This is a genomic window from Bradyrhizobium ontarionense (assembly GCF_021088345.1).
Lineage (GTDB): Bacteria > Pseudomonadota > Alphaproteobacteria > Rhizobiales > Xanthobacteraceae > Bradyrhizobium > Bradyrhizobium ontarionense.
The window spans coordinates 7637946-7658703 of sequence record NZ_CP088156.1; the positions used below are offsets into that span (position 1 = coordinate 7637946).

Genomic DNA, 20758 nt, shown 5'->3' on the forward strand with positions numbered 1-20758 from the left:
CTCAAAGCCAGATGAGGCGCCGGCGGTAGTTCGCGCGAGCATAGCTGTCTTCCGGCAGCGAGGGCATTTTGTCGGTCGATAGGTGAACATGATGCACGCCTTTACTAGGCGGGAGCACTACAGAACTCTCAGTCACCGATCGATGCCGTCATGGGGGCGGTGATGCCGCGACTGTGGAACCTTCGTCGTTCCCGTGCTGTTTCATTTTGCTCATTATCGAAAACTTAACGAATCAGGAAGCTCCCAGATTCAACCCAGGACACCGGGACGGCAAATACGGACACCACCCTCCTGCCCATGAGTGGGTCGAGAACAACTCCTGAATCTGGGCATTGCGCTCACTCCGAAGTCCATAGTGGGTCAAAAGCGGCCTATCGGTCCCTGAACTGCTTACTCGGTCGAGGTCCGGAAGCCGACATTGCGCGCGCAGATCATAAGCCGCCGCGCCGATGAGGTTGGCATCTCGACTGCGGCGCCCCAAGATAGCTGCCGACTTGTTGCAATGCGCGAGCTGGTGGAGTCGGGCGAAGCAGGCTGCGCGCTCCACCAGTCTGATTTTCGGCTGACAGCACTGCAACGCAGTCTGCCCGTGCGACCGATCAAAATCTCTGTGCTGAGGTACTAGGCCCCTCACCCGGCGCTACGCGCCGACCTCTCCCGACGGGTGAGGTGAAACGAGACCGCGGCTGGCGCTCGGGTCGATCAAGTGCATCAGATCTAGACCGGCTTGCCATGGCCGTGGAACAGCCGGCCCTTCTCGGTGATCAGCACGATGACCAGCGCGCTGGCGGTACAGGCCAGGAAGCCGGTTGCGAACGGCAGCGGCGTGCCGTCAAACGCCTGACCCACCGCCGCGCCGGCGGCCATGCCGAGCAGGGTCGTGATCGACCCGTACAGTGAGGACGCCGTGCCGGCATTGGCGCGCTGCGGCTCCATCGCCAGTGCCGTGAAGTTCGCGAACATCAGTCCGAACGAGAACATCATCCCGGCCGACAGGGTCATGAACAGCCACAGCGGCAGCATGTCGAGCCGCGCCGCGGTGAAGCTGACGAGCGCAATCACGACGCATCCGATCAGCGCGCCATGCGAGATGACGCGCATGCCGAGCCGGCCGACCAGCCGGGCGTTGAGGAACCCGGCCACTGCGATGGTTACCGCGATCGCTGCGAACGCCAGCGGGAAATAGTGTCCCAGATGATAGACGCCGGTGAACAGCTGCTGCGACGACAGCACATAGGCGAGCACGGCGCCGAAGATGCCGCTGGCGGCCAGCGCGTAGCCAAGTGTCTGGCGGTTGGTCAGCGTGGCGTGGAAGGCGGTGCTGATCGCGGCGACCGAGAACGGCTTGCGCTCGTTTTCGGGCAGCGTCTCGGGCAGCCGCACCGCGGTCCACAGCAGCGCGACGATGCCATAGATCGTCAGCACGACGAAGATGCCGCGCCATTGCGTCAGCAGCATCACGGCCTGGCCGAATGCGGGCGCGATCACGGGAATGGCGATGAACACCATCATCGCGAGCGAGACCACGCTCGCCATGCGGCGGCCGGCATAGCAGTCGCGCACGATCGAGGTCGCGATCACGCGCGTCGCGGCGGTGCCGAGCCCTTCCAGCGCGCGCGCCAGCAGCAGCAGCTCGAACGACGGCGCGGCGATCGCAAGCAGGCTGGCGACCGCATACACCACCATGCCGCCGATCAGGACCCGGCGGCGGCCGAAGCTGTCCGACAACGGGCCGATCGCGAACTGGCCGAGGCCGAAGCCGATGACGAAGGCCGACAGCACCGTCTGCAGCCGGTTGGCGACGTCGATATGGAACGAGGCGCCGATGTTCGGCAGCGCCGGCAGCATCATGTCCATCGCCAGCGGATTCAGCGCCATGATGGCCGCGATCACGATGACGAATTCCGTGAAGCCCATCGGCCGGTGGCGGACGATCTCGATGGTGTCGGCACTGGTATCAGCCAAGGCGGGGCCTTCCGTGAGGTCTGTAACGCGGGGAGAATGATGCTGACGATAAGTATCGGACTTGCTGCGCCGCACAAGGGGCGTTTCGGAATGGCTGGTCACCGGCGAAGAGCCCACCGCTGGCGCAATTGTGACTGCGCGTGGCCTGGTGAAAATTGCGCCGCTCCGGCCGCGATGGTAACGCCCGTGTGATCGATTGGCGGATCAGCAGCGGATGAAGACCTACAAGATCGTCGTCTATGTCCCCGCAGCGGATGGTGAGGCCGTGCGCCACGCGATGGGCGAGGCCGGCGCCGGGCGTATCGGCAAGTACGGTGACTGCTCGTTTACCGTAACAGGCATGGGCCGGTTTCGCCCGCTCGCCGGGGCCAATCCCACGATCGGCGCGGTCGGCCGGCTCGAGACCGTCGAGGAGGAGCGCATCGAGACCGTCTGCGCCGGGGATAGGCTCGAGGCCGTGATCAAGGCGATCCGCGCCGCGCATCCTTATGAGGAGCCGGCGATCGACGTCTATCCGATCGAGGTGGTTGATTAGCATGCGGGAGCTTCGTTTCACGTCGCGCGGCGTTCGCGCGGTCTTGGTCGCAGCGCTGCTGGCGCTGTCGGCCCATGCGGCATTTGCCGAGGACACCGCGCCGGCCGACCAGATCTCGGCGTTCCGGCTCAAGAATGGCGAGGGCCGCGTGACGCGCGACACTACGCTCGATCGCATCGCGGCGGAGCAGGCGCGCGCGATGGCCGAGAAGGACGATCTCAGCCACGAGGTGCTCGGACCGTTCACGCGCCGCGTCGCGCCCTCCCAGGCCGGCCGCGCCGCCGAGAACATTGCCTATGGCTATGACAATTTCGACAAGACGCTCGGGCAGTGGATCAACTCGCCGGGCCATCGCAAGAACCTGCTGCTGCACCAGGCGACCAAGGTCGGCATCGCCAGCGCCAGGACCGCCAGCGGCAAGCGCGTCTATTGGGCGATGGTGATTGCGGGCGACTACGAGACGGACAAGCCCAAAGGCAAGAGCAAGGGCAAGGCCGTGGTCGCGCAGACTGCATCCAAAGCGGGGAGCAAGAGCGAGGCCAAGCCGGCGACGCGCTGGGGCGCCAAGCCACCGGCATCCTCGTCCAAGGACTGCCATCTCAGCATCAAGGTGATCGGCCTCTGCATCTGAGAGCCGCACGTCGCGTCTCAGCGCGGCTGCTTTTTCAGGTGCAGATAGCAGGGATCGAATTCGCCGATCGCGCGGAGCCGCGGCCAGTTGTGAACCATCAGCGTGCCGCTGCGGAAATCGACGGCGCGACTGGCACGCAGCTCGACCAGTGTACGGTTGATGGTTGCGATCGCCATGCCCAGGGCCTCGCCGAGCTGGATCAGGCTGACCGGCAGTTGCAACTGGTCGTCCCGTACGAGGCCAAGTGAGCGCGCGCGGTAGAACAGCTCGCAGAACAGATGCGCCATGCGCGCCGGCTTGCCGCGCGCGCTGTTGTTGGTGATTGCCTCACGGAAGATCGCCGCGTCGATCAGGGTCTCGCGCCAGATCGCGAAGCCGAGCGCCGGGCGCCGGCTCATCGCCCGGATCAGCTCCTTGTGCGACACGCTGGCCACGGTGGCCGGTCCGATCGCGCAGACCGAATGATCCATGCGGTCGAGGAACAGCGCCTGGGCATCCGGCCAGTCGCCCGGCATGTGGAACGAGAGATATTGCCGTGCGCCGCTCGGCAGCAGGTGATAGCGCGCCACCCACCCGGACAGCACCACGGCGGATTTGTCCGGCTCGTCGCCCTGGCGGATCAGGTCCTCATGATCGGATAGCTCGCGCGGTGCGAGGCCGAGCGTCCTGATCTCGGCGAGGTCGTCGCTCGCGAGCCGCGAATGTTCCTTGAGCTTGGTGATGACGGTCCGGTTCGCCTCCATCGCAATCGTATCCGTCGTCCTCATGCGTATCAAATGAGACGACGCGGCCGGCAGTTCCGAACTACAATTGGACGCTGGAGATGCGGGTGGTTGCCGGGCGCCGCTTCGGGAGAACAGTCGTGCCCCACATTGCGTTCCTCGATCTGGTCCGGCGATTGTTCGTCGGTGCTGATACCGCTGGCGGGCGCCGCGAGGTTCCGGCTGCCGGCCGCTCCGGCCCGCCCGTGCATCCGATGTCGGATCGGGAGCTGTCGCGCGCGATCCGCGAGCTCCGGACCCATCGATCGTCCGAGACGGCGCCGGACGGGCTCGCACGGCGTCCGCCGCATGGCGGGCGCAACCCCTCGTGACTAGACCGATCGCGCCGGTGCGGCGTCAGGCTCCAGCAGGAACAGCACCAGCCGCACCAGCTCGTCCTCGAGCTCGCGTGCCTCGACCAGCCGCGACTCGCGCATCACGGCGGCCCGGATCGGGCCGAGTGCTGATCGGATCAGGATGAAGCGGCGCGCCGGCGGCATTGCCTCGCCATCGAGGCCAACCGCGGCGATCAGGCCCTCGGTCATCCGTTCGACCACGTCGTGCAGCGCCTTCTGCAATTCGGCGTCGTTGCCGAACAGCACGAGCAAATAGCGCCGCACACGGTGGCGGCCGGCGAAGGGCGCAAAGCCCTGGCGCACCGCGGCGCGCACGATCGCCTCGCGGCCGCGCCCGCGATGCGCTTCCAAGGCCTCCGCGAACTGCGCCTCCTGGCGGGCGAATTCGCGCAGCGCCAACGCGCGCAGCAGCGAGGTCTTGTCCTTGAAGTAGCTGTAGAGCGTGCCGATCGAGAAGCCTGAGCGCTCGGCGATGGCGTTGGTGCTGAGGCCCTTGCCGCCGCCGCTCTGCAGAAGTTGAGCAGTCGCCTCGAAGATCACGTCCAGCGTCTGGCGCGTGCGCCTCTGCACCGGGTTTTTGCGAAGAATCTCAGGAGCTTCCTGCATCGATCGGCTCTCGGTTCGCAGTTCTGGAAATCGAGTAGGCATTCCCGGAATCCCGGGCTAATTCATAGCCCGCAGCGGGAAGCCGGTGATTTGTCGACGAGTTCACGGCTGAACCTGCTTGCACCCGACTGAACCTCATTTGAACGAAGGACTGATTGCCATGCTGCGCGTCGTATTCCCGTTTGTCACATTCATCGCCGTCTCCCTGTGTCTTCTGTCGCAGAGCGCTCTCGCCGGCAACCGCGCCGCCGCCGAGTCCTGCGCCGCCAAGCTGGCGCCGGTGGCCAGGCAGATCTACGACGTGTCGGCGCCTGCGATCGGTCCGGACAGCGTCGTCAAGGACGTGATCGTCGAGCGTGTCAGGCCGCTGGTGATGGCCGGCAAGTTCGATCGCGACACCGCGCGCACCAATGCCACGCCCGCCGGCGAGTGCCTGGTGCTGCTCAAATAGGTCGGCTGACGCGGCGGCCGGTTAAACGCGCGCGGCCGGACATGAGGTCGCACCCGGGGGTCGTCCGCGCGCTCTGACCGGCTTCCGGCGTTTCCGCTCGTGGAAGGCCGGCTTGGCAAGCCCGTCCGACTCGCGCATCAATAGGTGATGCTGGACATTCTCACCCGCCATTGGGTCGCCGCCGCAGGCTTCATGGCCGCGGCGCTGCTAGTCCTGGTGCCGCTGCTCGCGGCCGGGTGGCCGTGGCCGCTGCTGCTGATCTTCCTGCATTCGCCGGGCTACATGATCCACCAGGTCGAGGAGCACACCGGCGACCGCTTCCGCAGCTTCGTCAACGACGTGATGTTCGGCGGTCGCGAGGCGCTGACCACGACCGACGTGCTCTGGGTCAATTGCGGCGCGGTCTGGGGCATCGATCTCATCGCGCTCTACGTCGCCTGGCTGGCCGGTCCCGCCTGGGCGCTGGTCGCGCCCTATCTGATGCTGGTCAACGCCATCGGCCATATCGGCCCGGCGCTGCGCTTTCGCGGCTACAATCCGGGTCTCGTCACCGGCGTCATCCTGTTCATTCCGCTTGGAATGCTGACGGTCCTCAGCATCCCGGCGACCGCGGCCCAGCATGCTCTGGGTTTCGGCGTGTCGCTGCTGCTGCACGTCATCATCGCCGCCAATGCGATCCGCCGCGCGGCGCACGCCGGCGCGGCGGCGTGACCCGCCCGCCTGCGTGGGGGCGTCATTCGCCCGGAACGAGCTGGATGGACGGGGCCTGCCGCGGACGGCGCAGGCGTCTGCGGGAGACATAGAGCAGCACGCCGGTGACGGCGAACAGCGGCATCAGCGCGCCCGCCATCATGAAGACGATCTGGCCGGGCAGGCCCAGAATGCTGCCGCGGTGGATGTCCAGGATGCGAGCCAGCGCCCGCTCGCCCGGCGTCTTGTCCGCGTAGCGTTCGGCCGCCAGCAGCCGGCCGCTCACGCCGTCGACGCGAAATTCGTCGCGCGCGCCGTCATTGGCGTCGTGCAGCCACGATCGCACGCGCACGGCCGTGCCGGCGCCGGCCGGCAGGGTGAGCTGAACGGTGGAGAAGCGATCGCCGGCTTCGCGCAGCACGGTGGCCCACACCAGATCGAGCGCCACGGGCTGCGGCTCCGGCCTGGATTCCGACCGGCCGTCGCGCGGCGCCTTCGGCGATGACATCTGCATGGGCGGCGAAGCCGGTGCGAGCAGCCAGGTGAGACCGTCCTTGTACCAGCCATAGGAATAGGACAGGCCGGTCAGCGCCATCACCAGATAGACCGGCAGCAGCCATGTGCCGATGACGGTGTGGAGCGAGCGGTGCAGGCCGCGCCCGCTCAATCCAAGCTGCGGCTTCAGCCACAGGGCGGCGCTGCCGGCCCGCCGCGGCCAGCGCAGCACCAGGCCTGTGATCAGCAGCACGACGAGCCCGAGCACGGCGGCGCCGGTGATCTGCCGGCCGGCGCCGTTGCCGTCGCCGGGCAGCAGCAGCCAGCGATGCAGCCGTCGTACGGTCGCGAAGAATGCTTCGCCGCGGGGGGTGCCGAGCACGTGGCCGTCACGCGGATCGACGAACACCGAGGACGGTCGTGCGCCATCCTCGCCACGCGCGAAGCGGATGCGCACCGCCGCCGACGGATCGCGCGACAACGTGATCGCGGCCACCTTGCCGCCGTCCGGATCGGCCTGCAGCCGCGCGACGAGCTCGCCCGGCGCAAGCGGCGCCACCGCACCCGGCGGCACGTGCGCCAGCGAGGCGTTGAGACCGGCCTGGATCTCGTCCTCGAAGCTCATGATCGCGCCGGTGATGCCCATCATGGCGAGGACCAGCGCCGCGGCGAGGCCCGCGACGGAGTGGATCTGCAGCAGGAGGGGCTTGATCGGGAATTTACTCATGAGCGATGCGACCCTGACGTGGAACGGATGATGCCGATCTCTGCGCCGCCATCGCGCCGCGCAGACATGCCCTGGCGGAACGCCATGCTAGAACTTCACCGTGGCCGACAACGACACGCGCCTGGAATCGCCGACGGCGACGTTCAGCGCGCTGTTGGCCGAGGGGTAGTAGACGTTGTCGAACAGGTTCTTGACGTTGAGCTGATAGACCACCGGCAGGTTCTGATGCTTGGTCTCGTAGGTCGCGAACAGGTCGGCGACTACATAGGACGGCAGCACGAAGCTGTTGGCGGCGTCGCCGGCGCGGTCGCCGACATAGCGCGCGCCGCCGCCCAGACGAAGTTTGCCGGGCAGGGCGGTGCCGAAGTCGTAGACCAGATAGAGCGAAGCGGTGTTGAGCGCGACGTTCTGCAGCCGCTTGCCGGCATAGACGGGGTCCTCGGTGACCCGGGCATCGGTGTAGCCGTAGCTGCCGATCATGCTCCAGCTCTCGGAGAGTTTGCCGGTGACGTCGACCTCGGCGCCGCGCGAGCGCACCTTGCCGGCGGTGGTGTATTCGACCACGTTGCTGGCGTTGGTCTGCGACACCAGCACGTTGCGCTTGTCGATGTCGTAGACGGCGACCGTGCCGGACAGCCGCTTGTCGAGATCGAACTTGAAGCCGGTCTCCCAGGAGGTGCCTTCCTCCGGCGCGATGTTGGAGCCGAGCACGACGCCGCCGGTGAGCGGGGCGATGGTCGAGTTCGGCTTCAGGGATTGCGTGTAGCTCGCATAGAGCGAGAGCTGATCGTTGAGCTTGAGAATGGCGCCGCCGAGCGGCAGCACCTTGTCGGCGGCGACATTCGTGTTGGTCGTGAACGGACGCCCGCGCCCGGCGATCTGCTCATAATCCATGTAGCGCACGCCGCCGACCAGCGCGAGCCTGTCGGTGAGATGCAGCGTGTCCTGCAGGAACAGCGAGTAGGTGCCGAGCTTGTCGGTCTGGTCGCTGTCACCAGGCGAGATCGTCGTGCCCGGCTGCAGCAGTCCGTAGGTCGGATTGTAGACGTTGAACGGCGTCGAGACTGTCTGGCGGATCAGGTCCTGGCGGTAGATCGTGCGATATTGCGCATCGCCGCCGAACATCACCTCGTTGCGCAGGCCGCCGATCCAGAAGCCGCCCTGCAGATAGGACGTGCCATAGCTGACGCGGCTGAGCGAGCCCCAGGTGCCGTCATTGCTGCGCGTCTCCGCGCCGGTGGTCGGTTTGATGGCGGTGATGCGCAGCTGATTGGCGTTGGAGGTCTCGGTGTTGTAGCTGTAGGCCGCGTTGAGCTTCCAGTCCTCGTTGAGCCTCTGCTCGATCGAGGCCTGGACCAGGTCGGACTGCCCCCACGTGTTGTTGTAGGGCTCGTCCAGCCGCCGCGTGGCCGGAATCGCCAGCGGTGCGCCGTTGACGAAGGCGGTGCCGCGATCGAACGGGTTGATGAACTCGCGGTGCTCGTAGTTGAGCTGCACCGTCGTCGTATCGCCGTACCAGGCGAGCGACGGCGCCACCAGCATCTCGCGGTGGCGGCCGAAATTGCGCCAGTAGTCCTCGCTGACGCCATAGCCGATGAAGCGATAGGCGAGGCCGTTGTCGCCGATCGGACCGGTGACGTCGAGCGTACCGTCGGCGCCGGTCTTGTCGTTGGCATAGGCCGAGCCGAGCAGCGTGACCGAGCCGTGCTGATAGAGCTCGGGGCGCCGGCCGATCGTGTTGACGATGCCGCCGGGATCCATGATGCCATAGAGCAGCGAGGCCGGTCCCTTCAGCACCTCGACGCTCTCGACGGCGGCCGTGAGGCCGCGCGACTGCACCAGCGGCATGCCGTTGCGCATGATCGAGCCGTCGCGGTTGTCGCCGAAGCCGCGCCGCATCACGGCGTCCTGGGTGCCGGCGAGCGTGTTGCCCTGGGTGACGCCGCTGATGTTGGCGAGCGCGTCGTCGAGATTGCGTGGCAGCTGGTCCTTCATCACCTGCTCGGGCACGACGTTGACCGATTGCGCGGTATTGAGCGGCGAGGCACCGGTCCGCAGGGTCGTCGCGCTCGGCATGGCGCGGTAGTTGAGCTTGGCTGCGTTCAGCACCGCGGCCTCCGCCGCTGCGCGTTCCGCGCGCGTCGGCAGCGTCGCGGTCTGAACGCGTCGTGGTGCTGGCCGCGCCTGTGCACGGCGCTGCTGCGCGGCGGCGGCGCTCGGAAGCTTGCGCTTTGCAGCCGGCGCATCCACCGTCACCGGTGGCAGCGTCGCCTGGGCATGCACGGGAGTTGGGGAGCAGAGCAGGTCGGCGGTCAAGGCACCCACAACGGCAAGGGCGCCATACATGCCGGTTCGATCGCAGCGAGGATCGCGCCGGCCTTCACACTTCGTCATCGTTCACTTCACTTCCACGTCGAGTCGTTCAGGCGTCGCCCTGAACGGCATTCGATCTATCAACGCGCCGGATCGAAGGACATGGTGGGTGGTGTTGAATTGCTCTAAGCACCGCGGAGTTTACGCGCCGAGGGGTTGTTCCAAGCCGCGCAGAAATGCGGCGCGATGGTGCATTCACCGATTTTCCAGCAGCGTCGGCACAGCCTGCGACAATCTGTGCAGAATGATGCGCATGGGTGCCATGCGCGCGTCCATGGCAACCGCCCTTCACGGGAATCGCGGCGAAGGCCGCCAGTCCCGGTTTTCGGAACGGTCGGGACTACGAACGGCGAACGTCATCGCTTGGGATTGATCGTGCCCGAATGCGGGCTCGGTCGAGATGGACATGATGGCTCGCGGCGAGAGCTCAGTTGAAAGCTTCGCCTTCGATCGTCAGCTCCTGGCCGTAGCGAACCCTGGTCTTGAGCGTCACCTTGCTGCCGGCGAAAGTGAGCGCCCATTTGCGCTGGTCGTCCTGGCCCGGGGTCTGAAGGTCGACGAGCAATGTCCGCGCGTCGGTCCAGGCGCCTTTGACCATCGGCGTTCCCGGCTCGGTGGCACTGCCGCGGCGATAACGGCCATCCATCCCGATCGGGCTCTCGCGCCGTATAAGCTCGCCCAGCCTGTCGAACCGATAAGCCTCCCACACCAGCTGCAGCTCGGTGCCGGCATAGGTCAAGCCCAGCGATTTCAGGCCGATCGGGTTGCGCTGGAAATTGTAGACCTTGCCGGCGATGCTCGCCGCGGTCTCCGGCGCTGCGCCGGCGCGCTCCTCCTTCTCGGCGGCGACATCGGCAATGGCGCGCGCGAGGCTGGCCGCTGCGTCCGGCGAGCGCGGCAGCGCGTCGGCGGATTGGACGGCGCTTGCGACCGTCTCGGCGACCTTGCGGAAGCCGCAGAAGTCGCGCGCGGTCGTCACCGCGACGATATCCTGCTGCGGCATCACCATGATCATCTGGCAGTGATAGCCGACCGACATGAAGACATGGCGCTCCGGCAGCGCCCAGAACAGGTTGGCATAGCGCAGGCCCGGCTCGAAGCGCGCGCGCATGTCGACCGTGGCGTGATTGACAGTCTCGATCCAGTCCGGCGGCACAACCTGTTGATCGCCCCATCGGCCGCCACGCAGATAGAGATAGCCGATCCGCGCCATGTCGCGCGGCTTCAGCGAAAGCCCGAAGCCGCCGGCGGTGATGCCCTGCGGATCGCGCTGCCAGAAGGGTGGGGCAATGCCGAGCGGACCGAACAGCTTGTCGTTGGCATAGTCGGAGGCCGGTTTTCCGGTCAGCTTGGTGATGATGGCGGACAACAGATGCGTTCCGCCGCTGCTGTAGTAGAATGCTTCGCCCGGGGCCAGCGCCATCGGACGGTCGAGCACGTACTGAACCCAGTTGGTGCTGCGGCCGAGATCGATCAGCGACTGCTCGTGGCCGCCATCGAGCCCTTCGTCCCAGTCGAGCCCGCTCGTCATGTTGAGGAGGTGGCGGACCGTGATCGCCTTCTTGCGGTCGTCGAGATTCTCGATCTTGCGGTCACGGAAGAAATCCACGACCGGGTGGTCGAGGCTGTCGAGCACGCCGTCGCGGAGCAGCAGCGCGATCAGCGTGCCGATGACGGCCTTGGTGGTCGACTTGACGACGTGCGGACGGTCGCTGGCATAAGGCGCGTAGGACGCATCCAGCACGATCCGTCCGTGACGCACGACCAGGACGCTGTCGAAGCTTCTCGTCTTGCCATAGGCGATCAGCTTCACGAGTGCCGCCGAATCCATCCCTTCGTCCTCGGGGGCGGCAGTCGGCCAGTCGGCTTGCGGAAAGCCGGCTCGGCCCGCGTCCTCGGCGATGGCGTGGTTGGTGAACAGGCCGGCGAACAGCAGGGTGGTGGCAAACCAGACGCTGGTCCTGACTCCGGACATGTCACACTCCCCTCGATGAACGATGCGCGGCGCGGACGACACGCTATCGGGGAGCGTCGATCAATCAAAGATTGCGTGATGATCGATGCCCGCCCGCAAAAGCGGCGTTTTGCGGGAGCGATCTTTGCGCAGCGCCGATTTGTGAACAGCTGCTTAACTCCCGATCCGCCGCTACTCGATCAGAGCCTGGTAGACGAGATTGCGCAGCAGCGAGCGATAGGCTGGCGTCGTGGGCCAACGGAGCATCCACGACTGAGCGTCTATTGATGATGTTATGTTGTCGCCGGCGTTTGTCTCATGTTCGGCGTGGTCCCGGACAAGCGCTCAACGCGCGCGCCGATCCGGGATTCATAACCCTAGGAGCCTTGCCGCCGCAGTCGCATCGATCGCCGTTGACTGCTACGGATTGTAGCGCTACGATGGACGATAGGCACCGGTTGAGCCCATCGGCACACGTCATTGCGCGTCGCCGAGCATGGTCCGCCGGGCGCGCGGTCACGAAGGCCACGACGGGAGCTTTGCGGGATGTTGCGCCGTATCCTCTGGGTGATCATCTGCATTCCGCCGGCGCTGTTCGCCATCGGCACCGGAGCAGCTTTGTCCTGGCCGGTGACACGCCATATCGTCTCGGCCTGGTGGTATCTCCCCGATCGGTTGCCGGCGCTCTCGGACAACGGCCTCGTGCACTACGAGCCAGGTGCGGAAGACTATGCGCGAGACGTCGCGACGCTGTTGCCGGCCGCCCTCGCGCGGGTCGAAGCCACGCATGGTCGGCCTTTCGCGCATCCTGTAACTCTCGGCGTCTATGACAGCATGGACGCCTATGTCGCAGCCAACGGCACAGGCTCGACGGCTCCCGTTGGCACCGCGATCTTCGGCCGGGTGAATCTTTCTCCCAAGCTATCGTGGCCGCAGCACCGGCGGCTGCCGGCCATCCTCACCCACGAGCTTTCGCATGCGCACATCGAGGGATGGATCGGCAACCGATACGTCCTGCTGCCAAACTGGTTCAAGGAGGGGCTGGCGGTCATGGTGTCCGGAGGCGGAGGCGCCGAACTGGTCGGCGCAGACGAGGCCTGGGCCGCCATCCAGGACGGTGGGCAGATCGCCATCGACGATGCTGGCAGCCTGCTCAGCTGGGAGATCCGCTTCGCCACGGCGCCTGCCAGGCAGGATCCGTCCTGGTACCCCGTCGTGCTCGCGTATCGCCAGGCCGGCATGTTCGTGACCTATCTTCGCGCATCGGATGAGGCGGCGTTCGACCGCATGATGAACGCAATCCTGGACGGTCGCGCATTCGCGGATGCGGTGACCGTTGCCTACCATGATGACGTTCGGTCGCTCTGGCTGCGGTTCGTCGAGTCGAGCCCTCATCGAAAGGCTGAGCTCGGGTCGCAACCGAATCTCCCGCCCTGATCTTTCGCATGTCGGTCGGCTCACGAATCCGAGGGCCGGCGGGTCGACTGGCCGGTCCGTCCACGTTTGCGCCGCGGCAAACTGCGTGCCGATCTCGGGCAGACTCCCGCCAGGCGTCCGAGGATCGACCCGCTGACGAGACCGTGTCTTGCGCCGGCACTCTCATCTCATATGTTATCGAACGGCAGTGGTTGGAGCCGTCTCATGCTTCCGCTGATCTTGGCTGCACTCCTCTATCTCAGTTTCCTGTGCGCATGCGGCTACTACACGGCGGACTACGCCGGGCAGAGGGGGCGTTCCAAGCTGGCCTGGTTCATCTGGGGCGCCTTGTTCTATCCTCTGCCATACATCGCCTTGGCGCTAATGCCTCGGCTGCGCGAGGAGACGAGGGTCTAAGTCCGTCGCCGCGGCGTTGAGCGCGGCCTTTGACGGACATGCAGATCGAAGGACATGCAGATGTCTTCAGCCGCTTTCCGGATGGCGCTGATTCTGGCCGGCCTGGCGCTGTTCGCAACGAACTTCGCCGTCTTCCCAGGCGGCCGGATGACGGGCTTGGCGAAAGGCCTGGCCCTGTCGGTATCGCTTGCCGTCTTGGCGGCTTTGCTGATCACGGCGGTTCGCAGCTTCGGTCCCTGATAGAGCGCCTTATCTCCGTCGCGCCTGCCTTACGTTGGCGGTCTTCGGTCGCGGCCTTGCTGATCACGGCGGCTCGCACCTTCGGTCCGTGACGGAGCCGCCGCCTTTGTCTTAAATTGAAGCTGGCTCTGAGGCTGAATCGTCAATCACGAAGCCGGAAACAGCGGTCGCGGGAGCTGCAGTCCTAGCCCGCTTTGACGTCCTGCGTGACGTCCTCGACATGATGGAGGATAAAGGCGAGGCGCCCCTGATCGTCGTGGAGAGGCGTGTTGATGGGCTGCCAGTGCCGCTCCACGAACACGCCGTCCGCATCGCGGATGTCGTAGCGCTGGACCGCCATCGCGTGGGGGCGCCCGGTCTGCACCACCGTTCGCAGCGAGGCATAGAGATTGTTGACGCCGTCGGCGAGACGGTCGTCGGGGTTGTCCGGAAACACGTCGAACAGCGATTTGCCCGCGATCGCTTGGCGATCCGTAAATGTCGCGGCGGCGTAGGCCGCATTGATGTCGGCGATGTACAGCCCCGGGCCTGGATCGATCAGCATGTAGGGGTGATGCGAGGCATCGAACCCCTGCTGGAAATGCCGCTTGATCGCGACCGCATCGGCAACCGGCCGCCGGTGCGGCTCCGGCAGCGAGGAGTCGGCACCCAAGTCCGTGGCTTCGAGCAAGGCAAGCTCGCGCCTGGTGCTCGCAAGCAGGACCCGGAGCGTGCGCAACAGAGCAGCGTCTTTCGATTCGGCCAAAAGTCTTTCGAAGTGGGCGACATTCTGTTCGCAGATGAACCGTTTCATCATTCCGGATGCTCTGAGCGCGTTCCTTGTACGGGAGACCGGTCTAGCGGGACGCAGCTTCGATGTCATGTGTGGTGCCGACGTGGCGCCGAATGCCGCACCGTTCGGTGCAGACTGCGCGGCCAATCCGGTCTGAGCCTCTCTCGCAGATGGGCGAACCGGCCTCATCTCAAGTCGGCCGATCTGCAGCGCCGAGCTTGTGATCTCATCGTCGCTGGCGATCCGTAGGCGCCCCGACAGACGGTCAGGGCCGTCCCGATGGATGGCGACACCCTGGTGTTACCTCGCGCGGCGGACGACGTGACGTTCTCGCGGCTACTGGACTACGTTGCCTTCGACCGTCACATCTTTGCCGTATCGTCCCCGGGTCTTCATCGTCAGCTTGTCGCCGGCGAAGGTGAGGAGCCAACTTCGTTCTTCGCCTTGGCCGATGAACTGCACGTCGATCGCGAATGTCGTGGCGTCGATCCAGCTGCCTTTCATGCCGCGATAGGCGAAGGGTTGCCAGGGGCGGCTCTGGGCGGTCTTGCGGAAGATGCCGTCCAGGCCGATCGGGCTTTGCAGGTGCAGAATGCCATTCTCCGAGCCCCGCTCCGGGATGTCCCATGCAACATGAGGATCGGCGTCCAGATAAAGCGTGATCGCCCTGATGCCGACCGGGCTGGGCGGGAAAGTGTAGGTCTTGCCTGAGATGGCTGCCGCGATTTCCGGCACCGCGCCGACCGGGCTCGGAACCTCCGTTGTCGCGTCCTTGACGGCCGTTGCGAGATTCGCCGCGGCTTCCGGCGCGGCGGGCAGGGCACTGTCGGATTTGACGGCTGCCGAAATCTCGTTCGCGAGCTTGCGCAACGAACAGAAGTCGCGCGCGGTCATCACGGCTACGATATCCGGATCGGGCAGAACCATGATGACCTGGCAGTGATAGCCCACGGTCATGAAGACGTTGCGGTCCGGCAGCGCCCAGAACTGGTCCACATAGCTCAGGCCCGGATCGAACGTCGCCTCCATGCTGGTCGTGGCGTGGTTGACGGCCTCGATCCAGTCGGGCGGCAGCAACTGCTGCTCGCCCCAACGGCCGCGGCGCAGATAGAGATAGCCGATCTTGGCCATGTCGCGCGGCTTCAGCGCCAGCCCGAAGCCGCCGCCGGAGACGCCCTGCGGATCCTTGAACCAGGCGTGGTTGGTGATGCCGAGCGGGGCGAACAGCCTTTCGCTGGCGAACTCCTCCGCGCTCCGGCCTGTGAGCTTTGTGACGATGGCGGAGAGCAGATGCGAGTTGCCACTGTCGTAGTAGAAGGTCTCACCCGGCGCATGGGCCATCGGCCGGTCGAGGATGTACTGCACCCAGTCGGGGCTCGCGGTCATCTCGACGATGGACCTCTCGGCGCCGCCATTGTAGCCCTCGTCCCAGTCGAGGCCCGAGGTCATGTTGAGCAGGTGCTGCACGGTGATCGCGCGCTTGCGTTCGTCGACATTGGCGACCTTGCGATCGCTGAACAAATCGAGCACCGGATGATCGAGGCTGTCGAGCGTCCCATCCTTGTGCAGCATCGCGATCAGCGTGCTGACCACCGCCTTGGTCGACGAATTGATGATGTGCAGATCGTCCGTCTTGTAGGGATCGTAGGCGGCGTCGAGCACGATCCGGCCATGACGCGCGATCAGCAGGCTGTCGAACCGGAGCGTCTTGCCGGAAGTGACCAGCTTCGCCAGCGCCGCGGAATCCATCCCTTCGTCTTCCGGCGTGGCCGTCTGCCAGTCGGGCTTGGGCCAGACTTTCTCATCGGCCCATGCGCTGCCAGCTGCAAGCGCAAGAAAGCCGCACAGTACGAGCCGAAAGAGGTTCGGTCCGGTCTTCGACATCCGTGATCTCCAACGCAGGGAATGAGGGTCTCGCGCGCACGCCGCGGGAGACTATCAAGGATTGTGTCAGCGCCAACAGCCTTACGTTCGATCACGTCTAGCTGAGCCGGGGTGACGGATCACTGGTTGACGGGCGAGAGGTCCGATGAAGTGCCGTCGGGTGCATGGAAGAGAGCCCCGAGCCCTAATGGCAGTTTCGCGCGACAAGATATGCGTATTTGGTCGATCTCGACGGCTGATCGAGATCGTAACGTGATTGCTTCGCGACGCCTTCCGCCCGGCAATGCCACGGCGTCAATTTCGACGGGGCATAGATGCGACGGAGGTGAGAGTGGAACCACGACGGACGTTCGCGCGTCGTCCTGTGGCTCGTCGAACGCCAAATATCACGGGCGCGAGCGCAGCAGCACCGCGCTCGCGGGCGGCAGGCGGATCGCCGCCGTCTCCGCACGAACTGGCACGGTGGCCTGGGCCTCCAGCGCCCAGGTGCCGTCTGCGGCAACGGTTGCGGCATTGATAGCCTGTCCGCTGGTGGCGGCCAGATCAGGGGCGGTCAGCCAGAACGGCTCCAGTCCCGAGACGGCCTGGCCGAGCTGCAGCTCGGCATCGACGGTGGTCGCGGCCTCCTTGTTGATCATCAGCACGTTGACGCCGCGGTCGTCTCGCAGCACGCCATGCGCAGAAAAGCGCGGGCGCACGGGACCGTCGATCAGTCCGGGAACGCTCGTCCCTTGCGCGGCGAGCGCGAACAGCAGCAGGCCATAGTAGACCGGGCGCACCTCGACGATCTGCCCGCTGTCATCAGCGATCGGCGTGTAGCCGGGGCCATGTCCTCCGCCATGCAGGTTCACGCCGCTGCAGCCATCGAGCGCGCAGCGGAACATGAAATCCATCACCCATAGTGCTGTGCCATGCGTGTTCGAGATGTTGGGCGCGCCACCATTGAAGAAGGAATTGCACTCGCCCATCCGCCAGCCCAGCGGCAGCCTGCTGTCGCGCACGGCCTGGCTGACCGATCGGAGCTGCTCGGGCAGGGCCGGGTCGGGCTGCAGCAGCAGATCCAGCGTGGATCCAGGGTCGCGGCCATCCGCGCGGTAGTAGTGCCCCGTGAGCAGGCTGATCTCTCCGGCGGCATCACGCGCGAAGGGCAGGGTGAAGCCGGTCGCGAAGGAGGCCGAGACGGGGCCGGCCAGGCGGGCCATCGGCGCCGCCGCCGCGATTGCGCTCGCCATCGCGCGCCACTCGGTGAGATAGTCGCCGTAGCCCCAGTTGCGCGGGCGATGGCCGTTGTGGGGATAGAGGTCGGGCTCGTTGCCAATCTCGAACGCCAACAAGTTGTCGCCCAGGGCGCGGGCCACGTAGGAAGACTCGGCGGCGGCGAGCGCGGTGGTGTTGTTGGCGAGGTTGATGCCGTAGATCACCTGCCAGTCGGCTCGTCTGGCGAAGGCGGCAAGCGCGTCGACCATCTCGGGGTGGATCGGCGCGAGCCCGGGCGTCCCGCCGAGCCAGGCGCAGCGGTCCACCGCATTGGCGCCGATGCGCAGGACGCCCGGGCCGAGCAGCTGGTACAGCCTGAGCAGGGCGCCGTTGCCCGGCGTGAACATCGGCTCTCGCAGCTTGTCCTTCTCGTAGCTCAGGCCAGCGAAGCGGCTGGTCAGCGCCACGCCGGGCCTGTTGCGATCGAGGCGAACGCCGACCTCTATGTGCGCCGCGCCGCGCGGCGATTTCGCGGCGGCCGGGAAGGCAGCCGGCACCGCGGTCGAGCCGGCGGCGCTGCGGTCGGCCGTGCCGCCGAGAAGGCCGCCAATCCCGATGCGCGACAACAAGGCGATCAGTTCACGGCGTGCCAGCATAGGATCGGACATGGATATCTCCCTGATCGCGTGTGCGCCGCGGCCGCGGCCCGCGCCGCCAGATGCGCGGCCAAAACCCGTCGGCCGCAGCATCGCGTTTTGTTGAAGGGACCTGATGACATATCTCACGAGACCCGACGCTCTAGCCGTCACAGGGCCGAGCTTTCTTGGCGACTGTCATAGGGAGAAAACAAATGACCAAAGTCATCTTCATGTCGGCCGCGCTGATCGCAGCAGCCGTCATCACGACCCAAGCCCAGGCGGCCCACAGCAGCAATGCCGCGGCACGGCACGCGATGAACAGAACCCACACCATGACGGATTGTGTGCGGGCGCCGAAGGTGGGCGCGTTTGCCACAGCTCCCTACACCAAACCTCCCTGCATGCCCAACAGCATGAATTGATAAGCAGGCCATTGCTAATCTTACTGCGTCAGGCCTGGGGCGCTGCCTCTCTCAGCGTCATTCCGGGGCGATGCGCCAGCATCGAACTATGGTGCGCAATTGCGCACCTGAGAATCTCGAGAATTCCGGGTTCAGCCCCGACGGGCTGCCCCGGAATGACGGCGCAGTAGGACTAAGCAGGACAAGTCGGGCTGGCGGACATCGCCAGCCTGACCATGACTCGTTTTTGGGCAACGGCCGAATCCGGTTTTTGGCAATAGCGCGATCAATTGTATGAGCGTGAGATGCCGATTCAGAACTTCTTGACCTTGTCTGCCAGTAGCTCGTCGTACAATCGGTCGATCTTGCGCATCTGATCGGGCGTGACATCCTGTAGATGCCGCGATCTCAGGTCGTTCTCCGTTGGCTGGTAATTCCGCCCATCGTGAATTGGCCATCGTCCACTGTGAAATGACGATGGCGCGTCAGCTGCAAGCGCGGTGGGGACACTGATTGCAATCGTCCTCACCGCCAACAATGTGCAAACGGGAATAGCATGTCGTGATCTGCGAGCTCTCATTGCGGGTCTCCGTGCCGAGGGGACAGCGATCGATGGAGCGAACACCGGCAGGCTCGCTCGTCCTTTGAGATCGAAATGTCGCCGACCTAATCCAACAACACGACGTGATACTCCGTAGGGTGCGTTGCCCAAGCAAGACGCCCGCTTCTGGCCAAGGCGACCTTGCTGCACAAGTCGCTGCGAAATAGCGCGGTATTTCCGCATATTCTGCTGTCGTCCCAGGCTCGCGCCAGGCCTCGCGCCGGGACCCATATGCCGGGAAGATGTGATGAGGTGGATGAGGCTGCACCCGTGTCACAACGACATCCGGTGGCTATGGGTCCTGGCGTTCGCCCAGAAGACACTGTGCCTGGGACTGACCGCGTGCCCGGGGGTGCCCGTCGGGCGACTCAGTTGCGCGATTTGACGTTCGCGACCGCTGCAAAGACCACGAAAGCAGCCTCAAAATTTCTGCGCTGACCAGGAATTTTTCGCCGCGATTTCAATGCGTCACGCGAGGTCAACGCATCCGGCAAAAATTAATCTCTTTCGTTTTTTCAGAAGCTGTGATTGTATGCGCCATCCCGCCTCGTCGAAGAGGGACGTACGCGTCGTCACGATACGTGGAGTGCGGGGAGCGATGGCCGTGAGGCGCCAGTGGACGACTGGCGTTTTGCGGACGGCGAAGTCGTGTGGTCCTGACATCCCGATGCTGGTGTCAAGCCGGCGCCGCTCATGGACGAGCGCGCCGATGACGGGGGCAATCAAGCCGGTCCCCGGGGAGAGCGCGAAGTAAGCCGTAAACCCATGGCGCAGGGAAGGCCGGGATGTCCTGGCCGTGCCTGTGGTTCCTGCCCCGTGCACTTCTTCACGCACGGGGGCCGCGGGTGTCGGCAGACGCCCGGTCTTCCCTGCACCCTCGATATCACGAGGGTTTTGATGCCGAGGATCACCCCGGGCACGATTGTGCTGCGGGAGCGATGAGGTGTGCTGTGATGCAGGCGCATTTGATGCGTGTGATGAATACAAGAGAGACGCGCCGCTGCTGCGTCAACCACCGGCGTCATTGCGAGCGAAGCGAAGCAATCCAGGGCCGAGCGGGAGGTCTGGATTGCTTCGCTTCGCTCGCAATGACGGGGATGGATCGGGTTTCAAGCAGAGATGGAAGCCGTCGCGGTGCCGTCGTCCTCGATGCTGCTGCATCTGCCACGGGGGTCATGGTCCGCTCCCGGGTCTCGCCTCCGGCTCGCCCGACGGCATGCGGACGATCCAGTATTCCAGCGGCGGCTGGGTTCGCCCGAGACGGCGCGGCGTATTGGATATCCCGGCTTCGCGGGGTATGACGGCGGGGGGCGGAGCGACGGCACGGGCCATCTCCCAGATCGGCAGGCGCCCCAATACGTCACCCTTTCTGACCCTTATTCGGCGTTGCGAGGCCCCGGCATTCCCGATAAAAGCTGGATTGAGGGCACCCCGGCAACCAAGCATCAATGGTTTTGCCGCAGAGTTTTGGTGGTCTCACAAAGGGCTTGGCAATGCTGATTCGCAGCGCAGAGATCGAGGCTTTCGCCGGGGCATCAGCCCGGTTGATCGCGCTCGCCCCGCTGCAGCCTGCTCGCGGCCTGATCGGCGCGCTCGAGCTTCTGCTTCTTAGCTGCCCCTGAGGGCCGGCTGGGCGGGATGCGCCTGG

19 protein-coding genes are annotated in these 20758 nt (G+C 65.5%); 10 read left to right on the forward strand and 9 right to left on the reverse strand.

The features are described from left to right. Window positions 1–717: 717 nt before the first annotated feature. Window positions 718–1965, reverse strand: coding sequence for a multidrug effflux MFS transporter (locus LQG66_RS33540; protein WP_231320075.1), 1248 nt, complete (start codon window positions 1963–1965; stop codon window positions 718–720). A 214-nt stretch (window positions 1966–2179) separates the two neighbouring features. Here LQG66_RS33540 and LQG66_RS33545 point away from each other — a divergent pair, with 214 nt between their 5' ends. Both LQG66_RS33545 and LQG66_RS33550 read left to right on the forward strand, forming a co-directional pair. Beyond that, window positions 2180–2500 carry a YqfO family protein gene (locus LQG66_RS33545; RefSeq protein WP_231320076.1) on the forward strand — a complete coding sequence of 107 codons (321 nt, stop codon included), beginning with the start codon at window positions 2180–2182 and terminating at the stop codon, window positions 2498–2500. 1 nt (window position 2501) lies between these two features. Then, window positions 2502–3131: a CAP domain-containing protein gene (locus LQG66_RS33550; protein ID WP_231320077.1), complete on the forward strand. Its 630-nt coding sequence runs from the start codon at window positions 2502–2504 to the stop codon at window positions 3129–3131. Window positions 3132–3148: 17 nt separating this feature from the next. Here the strand turns inward: LQG66_RS33550 and LQG66_RS33555 are convergent, their stop codons facing one another. Then, the gene (locus LQG66_RS33555; protein WP_231328050.1) at window positions 3149–3874 is read right to left on the reverse strand and encodes a Crp/Fnr family transcriptional regulator; all 726 of its coding nucleotides are present in this window, start codon (window positions 3872–3874) and stop codon (window positions 3149–3151) included. Between the two features lie 119 nt (window positions 3875–3993). Here LQG66_RS33555 and LQG66_RS33560 point away from each other — a divergent pair, with 119 nt between their 5' ends. Continuing rightward, complete coding sequence (locus tag LQG66_RS33560; RefSeq protein WP_231320078.1) at window positions 3994–4224, forward strand: hypothetical protein; 231 nt, start codon at window positions 3994–3996, stop codon at window positions 4222–4224. Here the strand turns inward: LQG66_RS33560 and LQG66_RS33565 are convergent, their stop codons facing one another. After that, window positions 4225–4854, reverse strand: coding sequence for a TetR/AcrR family transcriptional regulator (locus LQG66_RS33565; RefSeq protein ID WP_231320079.1), 630 nt, complete (start codon window positions 4852–4854; stop codon window positions 4225–4227). It lies immediately after the preceding gene. Window positions 4855–5014: 160 nt separating this feature from the next. On the opposite strand from LQG66_RS33565, the gene LQG66_RS33570 reads away from it, so the two are divergent. Then, window positions 5015–5305 carry a hypothetical protein gene (locus tag LQG66_RS33570; protein WP_231320080.1) on the forward strand — a complete coding sequence of 97 codons (291 nt, stop codon included), beginning with the start codon at window positions 5015–5017 and terminating at the stop codon, window positions 5303–5305. A gap of 147 nt (window positions 5306–5452) precedes the next feature. After that, window positions 5453–6016, forward strand: coding sequence for an HXXEE domain-containing protein (locus LQG66_RS33575; RefSeq protein WP_231320081.1), 564 nt, complete (start codon window positions 5453–5455; stop codon window positions 6014–6016). A gap of 22 nt (window positions 6017–6038) precedes the next feature. Here the strand turns inward: LQG66_RS33575 and LQG66_RS33580 are convergent, their stop codons facing one another. The 3 genes from LQG66_RS33580 to LQG66_RS33590 all read right to left on the reverse strand — a co-directional run bounded on the left by LQG66_RS33580 (window position 6039) and on the right by LQG66_RS33590 (window position 11565). Continuing rightward, window positions 6039–7217, reverse strand: a complete 1179-nt coding sequence (locus tag LQG66_RS33580) for a PepSY-associated TM helix domain-containing protein (protein WP_231320082.1) — start codon at window positions 7215–7217, stop codon at window positions 6039–6041. A gap of 87 nt (window positions 7218–7304) precedes the next feature. Next, the gene (locus LQG66_RS33585) at window positions 7305–9611 is read right to left on the reverse strand and encodes a TonB-dependent siderophore receptor (RefSeq protein ID WP_231320083.1); all 2307 of its coding nucleotides are present in this window, start codon (window positions 9609–9611) and stop codon (window positions 7305–7307) included. 406 nt (window positions 9612–10017) lie between these two features. Next, on the reverse strand, window positions 10018–11565 hold the full coding sequence (locus LQG66_RS33590; protein WP_231320084.1) for a serine hydrolase domain-containing protein: 1548 nt from the start codon (window positions 11563–11565) through the stop codon (window positions 10018–10020). A gap of 525 nt (window positions 11566–12090) precedes the next feature. Between LQG66_RS33590 and LQG66_RS33595 the strand changes: the two genes are divergently transcribed. The 3 genes from LQG66_RS33595 (at window position 12091) to LQG66_RS33605 (ending at window position 13617) form a co-directional block, all read left to right on the forward strand. Continuing rightward, window positions 12091–12981, forward strand: a complete 891-nt coding sequence (locus LQG66_RS33595) for a gluzincin family metallopeptidase (RefSeq protein WP_231320085.1) — start codon at window positions 12091–12093, stop codon at window positions 12979–12981. 204 nt (window positions 12982–13185) lie between these two features. Continuing rightward, window positions 13186–13377: a hypothetical protein gene (locus LQG66_RS33600; protein WP_231320086.1), complete on the forward strand. Its 192-nt coding sequence runs from the start codon at window positions 13186–13188 to the stop codon at window positions 13375–13377. A gap of 60 nt (window positions 13378–13437) precedes the next feature. Then, a complete protein-coding gene (locus LQG66_RS33605) occupies window positions 13438–13617 on the forward strand; it encodes a hypothetical protein (protein ID WP_231320087.1) in 180 nt (59 codons plus the stop codon). Window positions 13618–13801: 184 nt separating this feature from the next. Here LQG66_RS33605 and LQG66_RS33610 read toward each other — a convergent pair whose 3' ends face one another. The 3 genes from LQG66_RS33610 to LQG66_RS33620 all read right to left on the reverse strand — a co-directional run bounded on the left by LQG66_RS33610 (window position 13802) and on the right by LQG66_RS33620 (window position 18138). Beyond that, window positions 13802–14479 (reverse strand): PAS domain-containing protein, encoded by a 678-nt coding sequence (locus tag LQG66_RS33610; protein WP_231320088.1) that lies wholly within the window; start codon window positions 14477–14479, stop codon window positions 13802–13804. A 246-nt stretch (window positions 14480–14725) separates the two neighbouring features. Beyond that, on the reverse strand, window positions 14726–16273 hold the full coding sequence (locus LQG66_RS33615; protein WP_231320089.1) for a serine hydrolase domain-containing protein: 1548 nt from the start codon (window positions 16271–16273) through the stop codon (window positions 14726–14728). Window positions 16274–16659: 386 nt separating this feature from the next. Beyond that, window positions 16660–18138 carry a hypothetical protein gene (locus LQG66_RS33620; protein WP_231320090.1) on the reverse strand — a complete coding sequence of 493 codons (1479 nt, stop codon included), beginning with the start codon at window positions 18136–18138 and terminating at the stop codon, window positions 16660–16662. A gap of 182 nt (window positions 18139–18320) precedes the next feature. On the opposite strand from LQG66_RS33620, the gene LQG66_RS33625 reads away from it, so the two are divergent. After that, complete coding sequence (locus LQG66_RS33625) at window positions 18321–18530, forward strand: hypothetical protein (RefSeq protein WP_231320091.1); 210 nt, start codon at window positions 18321–18323, stop codon at window positions 18528–18530. Window positions 18531–20603: 2073 nt separating this feature from the next. Continuing rightward, window positions 20604–20732 carry a hypothetical protein gene (locus LQG66_RS37295; protein ID WP_256460593.1) on the forward strand — a complete coding sequence of 43 codons (129 nt, stop codon included), beginning with the start codon at window positions 20604–20606 and terminating at the stop codon, window positions 20730–20732. The last annotated feature ends 26 nt before the right edge of the window (window positions 20733–20758 follow it).

What these genes read in the sequence shown, in the direction of transcription:
- LQG66_RS33620 (WP_231320090.1), bottom strand. Translation starts at nt 18,138, where the DNA reads ATGTCCGATCCTATGCTGGCACGCCGTGAACTGATCGCCTTGTTGTCG.
- LQG66_RS33625 (WP_231320091.1), top strand. Translation starts at nt 18,321, where the DNA reads ATGACCAAAGTCATCTTCATGTCGGCCGCGCTGATCGCAGCAGCCGTC.
- LQG66_RS33585 (WP_231320083.1), bottom strand. Translation starts at nt 9,611, where the DNA reads ATGACGAAGTGTGAAGGCCGGCGCGATCCTCGCTGCGATCGAACCGGC.
- LQG66_RS33600 (WP_231320086.1), top strand. Translation starts at nt 13,186, where the DNA reads ATGCTTCCGCTGATCTTGGCTGCACTCCTCTATCTCAGTTTCCTGTGC.
- LQG66_RS33545 (WP_231320076.1), top strand. Translation starts at nt 2,180, where the DNA reads ATGAAGACCTACAAGATCGTCGTCTATGTCCCCGCAGCGGATGGTGAG.
- LQG66_RS33595 (WP_231320085.1), top strand. Translation starts at nt 12,091, where the DNA reads ATGTTGCGCCGTATCCTCTGGGTGATCATCTGCATTCCGCCGGCGCTG.
- LQG66_RS37295 (WP_256460593.1), top strand. Translation starts at nt 20,604, where the DNA reads ATGCTGATTCGCAGCGCAGAGATCGAGGCTTTCGCCGGGGCATCAGCC.
- LQG66_RS33580 (WP_231320082.1), bottom strand. Translation starts at nt 7,217, where the DNA reads ATGAGTAAATTCCCGATCAAGCCCCTCCTGCTGCAGATCCACTCCGTC.
- LQG66_RS33575 (WP_231320081.1), top strand. Translation starts at nt 5,453, where the DNA reads ATGCTGGACATTCTCACCCGCCATTGGGTCGCCGCCGCAGGCTTCATG.
- LQG66_RS33565 (WP_231320079.1), bottom strand. Translation starts at nt 4,854, where the DNA reads ATGCAGGAAGCTCCTGAGATTCTTCGCAAAAACCCGGTGCAGAGGCGC.
- LQG66_RS33590 (WP_231320084.1), bottom strand. Translation starts at nt 11,565, where the DNA reads ATGTCCGGAGTCAGGACCAGCGTCTGGTTTGCCACCACCCTGCTGTTC.
- LQG66_RS33550 (WP_231320077.1), top strand. Translation starts at nt 2,502, where the DNA reads ATGCGGGAGCTTCGTTTCACGTCGCGCGGCGTTCGCGCGGTCTTGGTC.
- LQG66_RS33570 (WP_231320080.1), top strand. Translation starts at nt 5,015, where the DNA reads ATGCTGCGCGTCGTATTCCCGTTTGTCACATTCATCGCCGTCTCCCTG.
- LQG66_RS33605 (WP_231320087.1), top strand. Translation starts at nt 13,438, where the DNA reads ATGTCTTCAGCCGCTTTCCGGATGGCGCTGATTCTGGCCGGCCTGGCG.
- LQG66_RS33555 (WP_231328050.1), bottom strand. Translation starts at nt 3,874, where the DNA reads ATGGAGGCGAACCGGACCGTCATCACCAAGCTCAAGGAACATTCGCGG.
- LQG66_RS33610 (WP_231320088.1), bottom strand. Translation starts at nt 14,479, where the DNA reads ATGACATCGAAGCTGCGTCCCGCTAGACCGGTCTCCCGTACAAGGAAC.
- LQG66_RS33615 (WP_231320089.1), bottom strand. Translation starts at nt 16,273, where the DNA reads ATGTCGAAGACCGGACCGAACCTCTTTCGGCTCGTACTGTGCGGCTTT.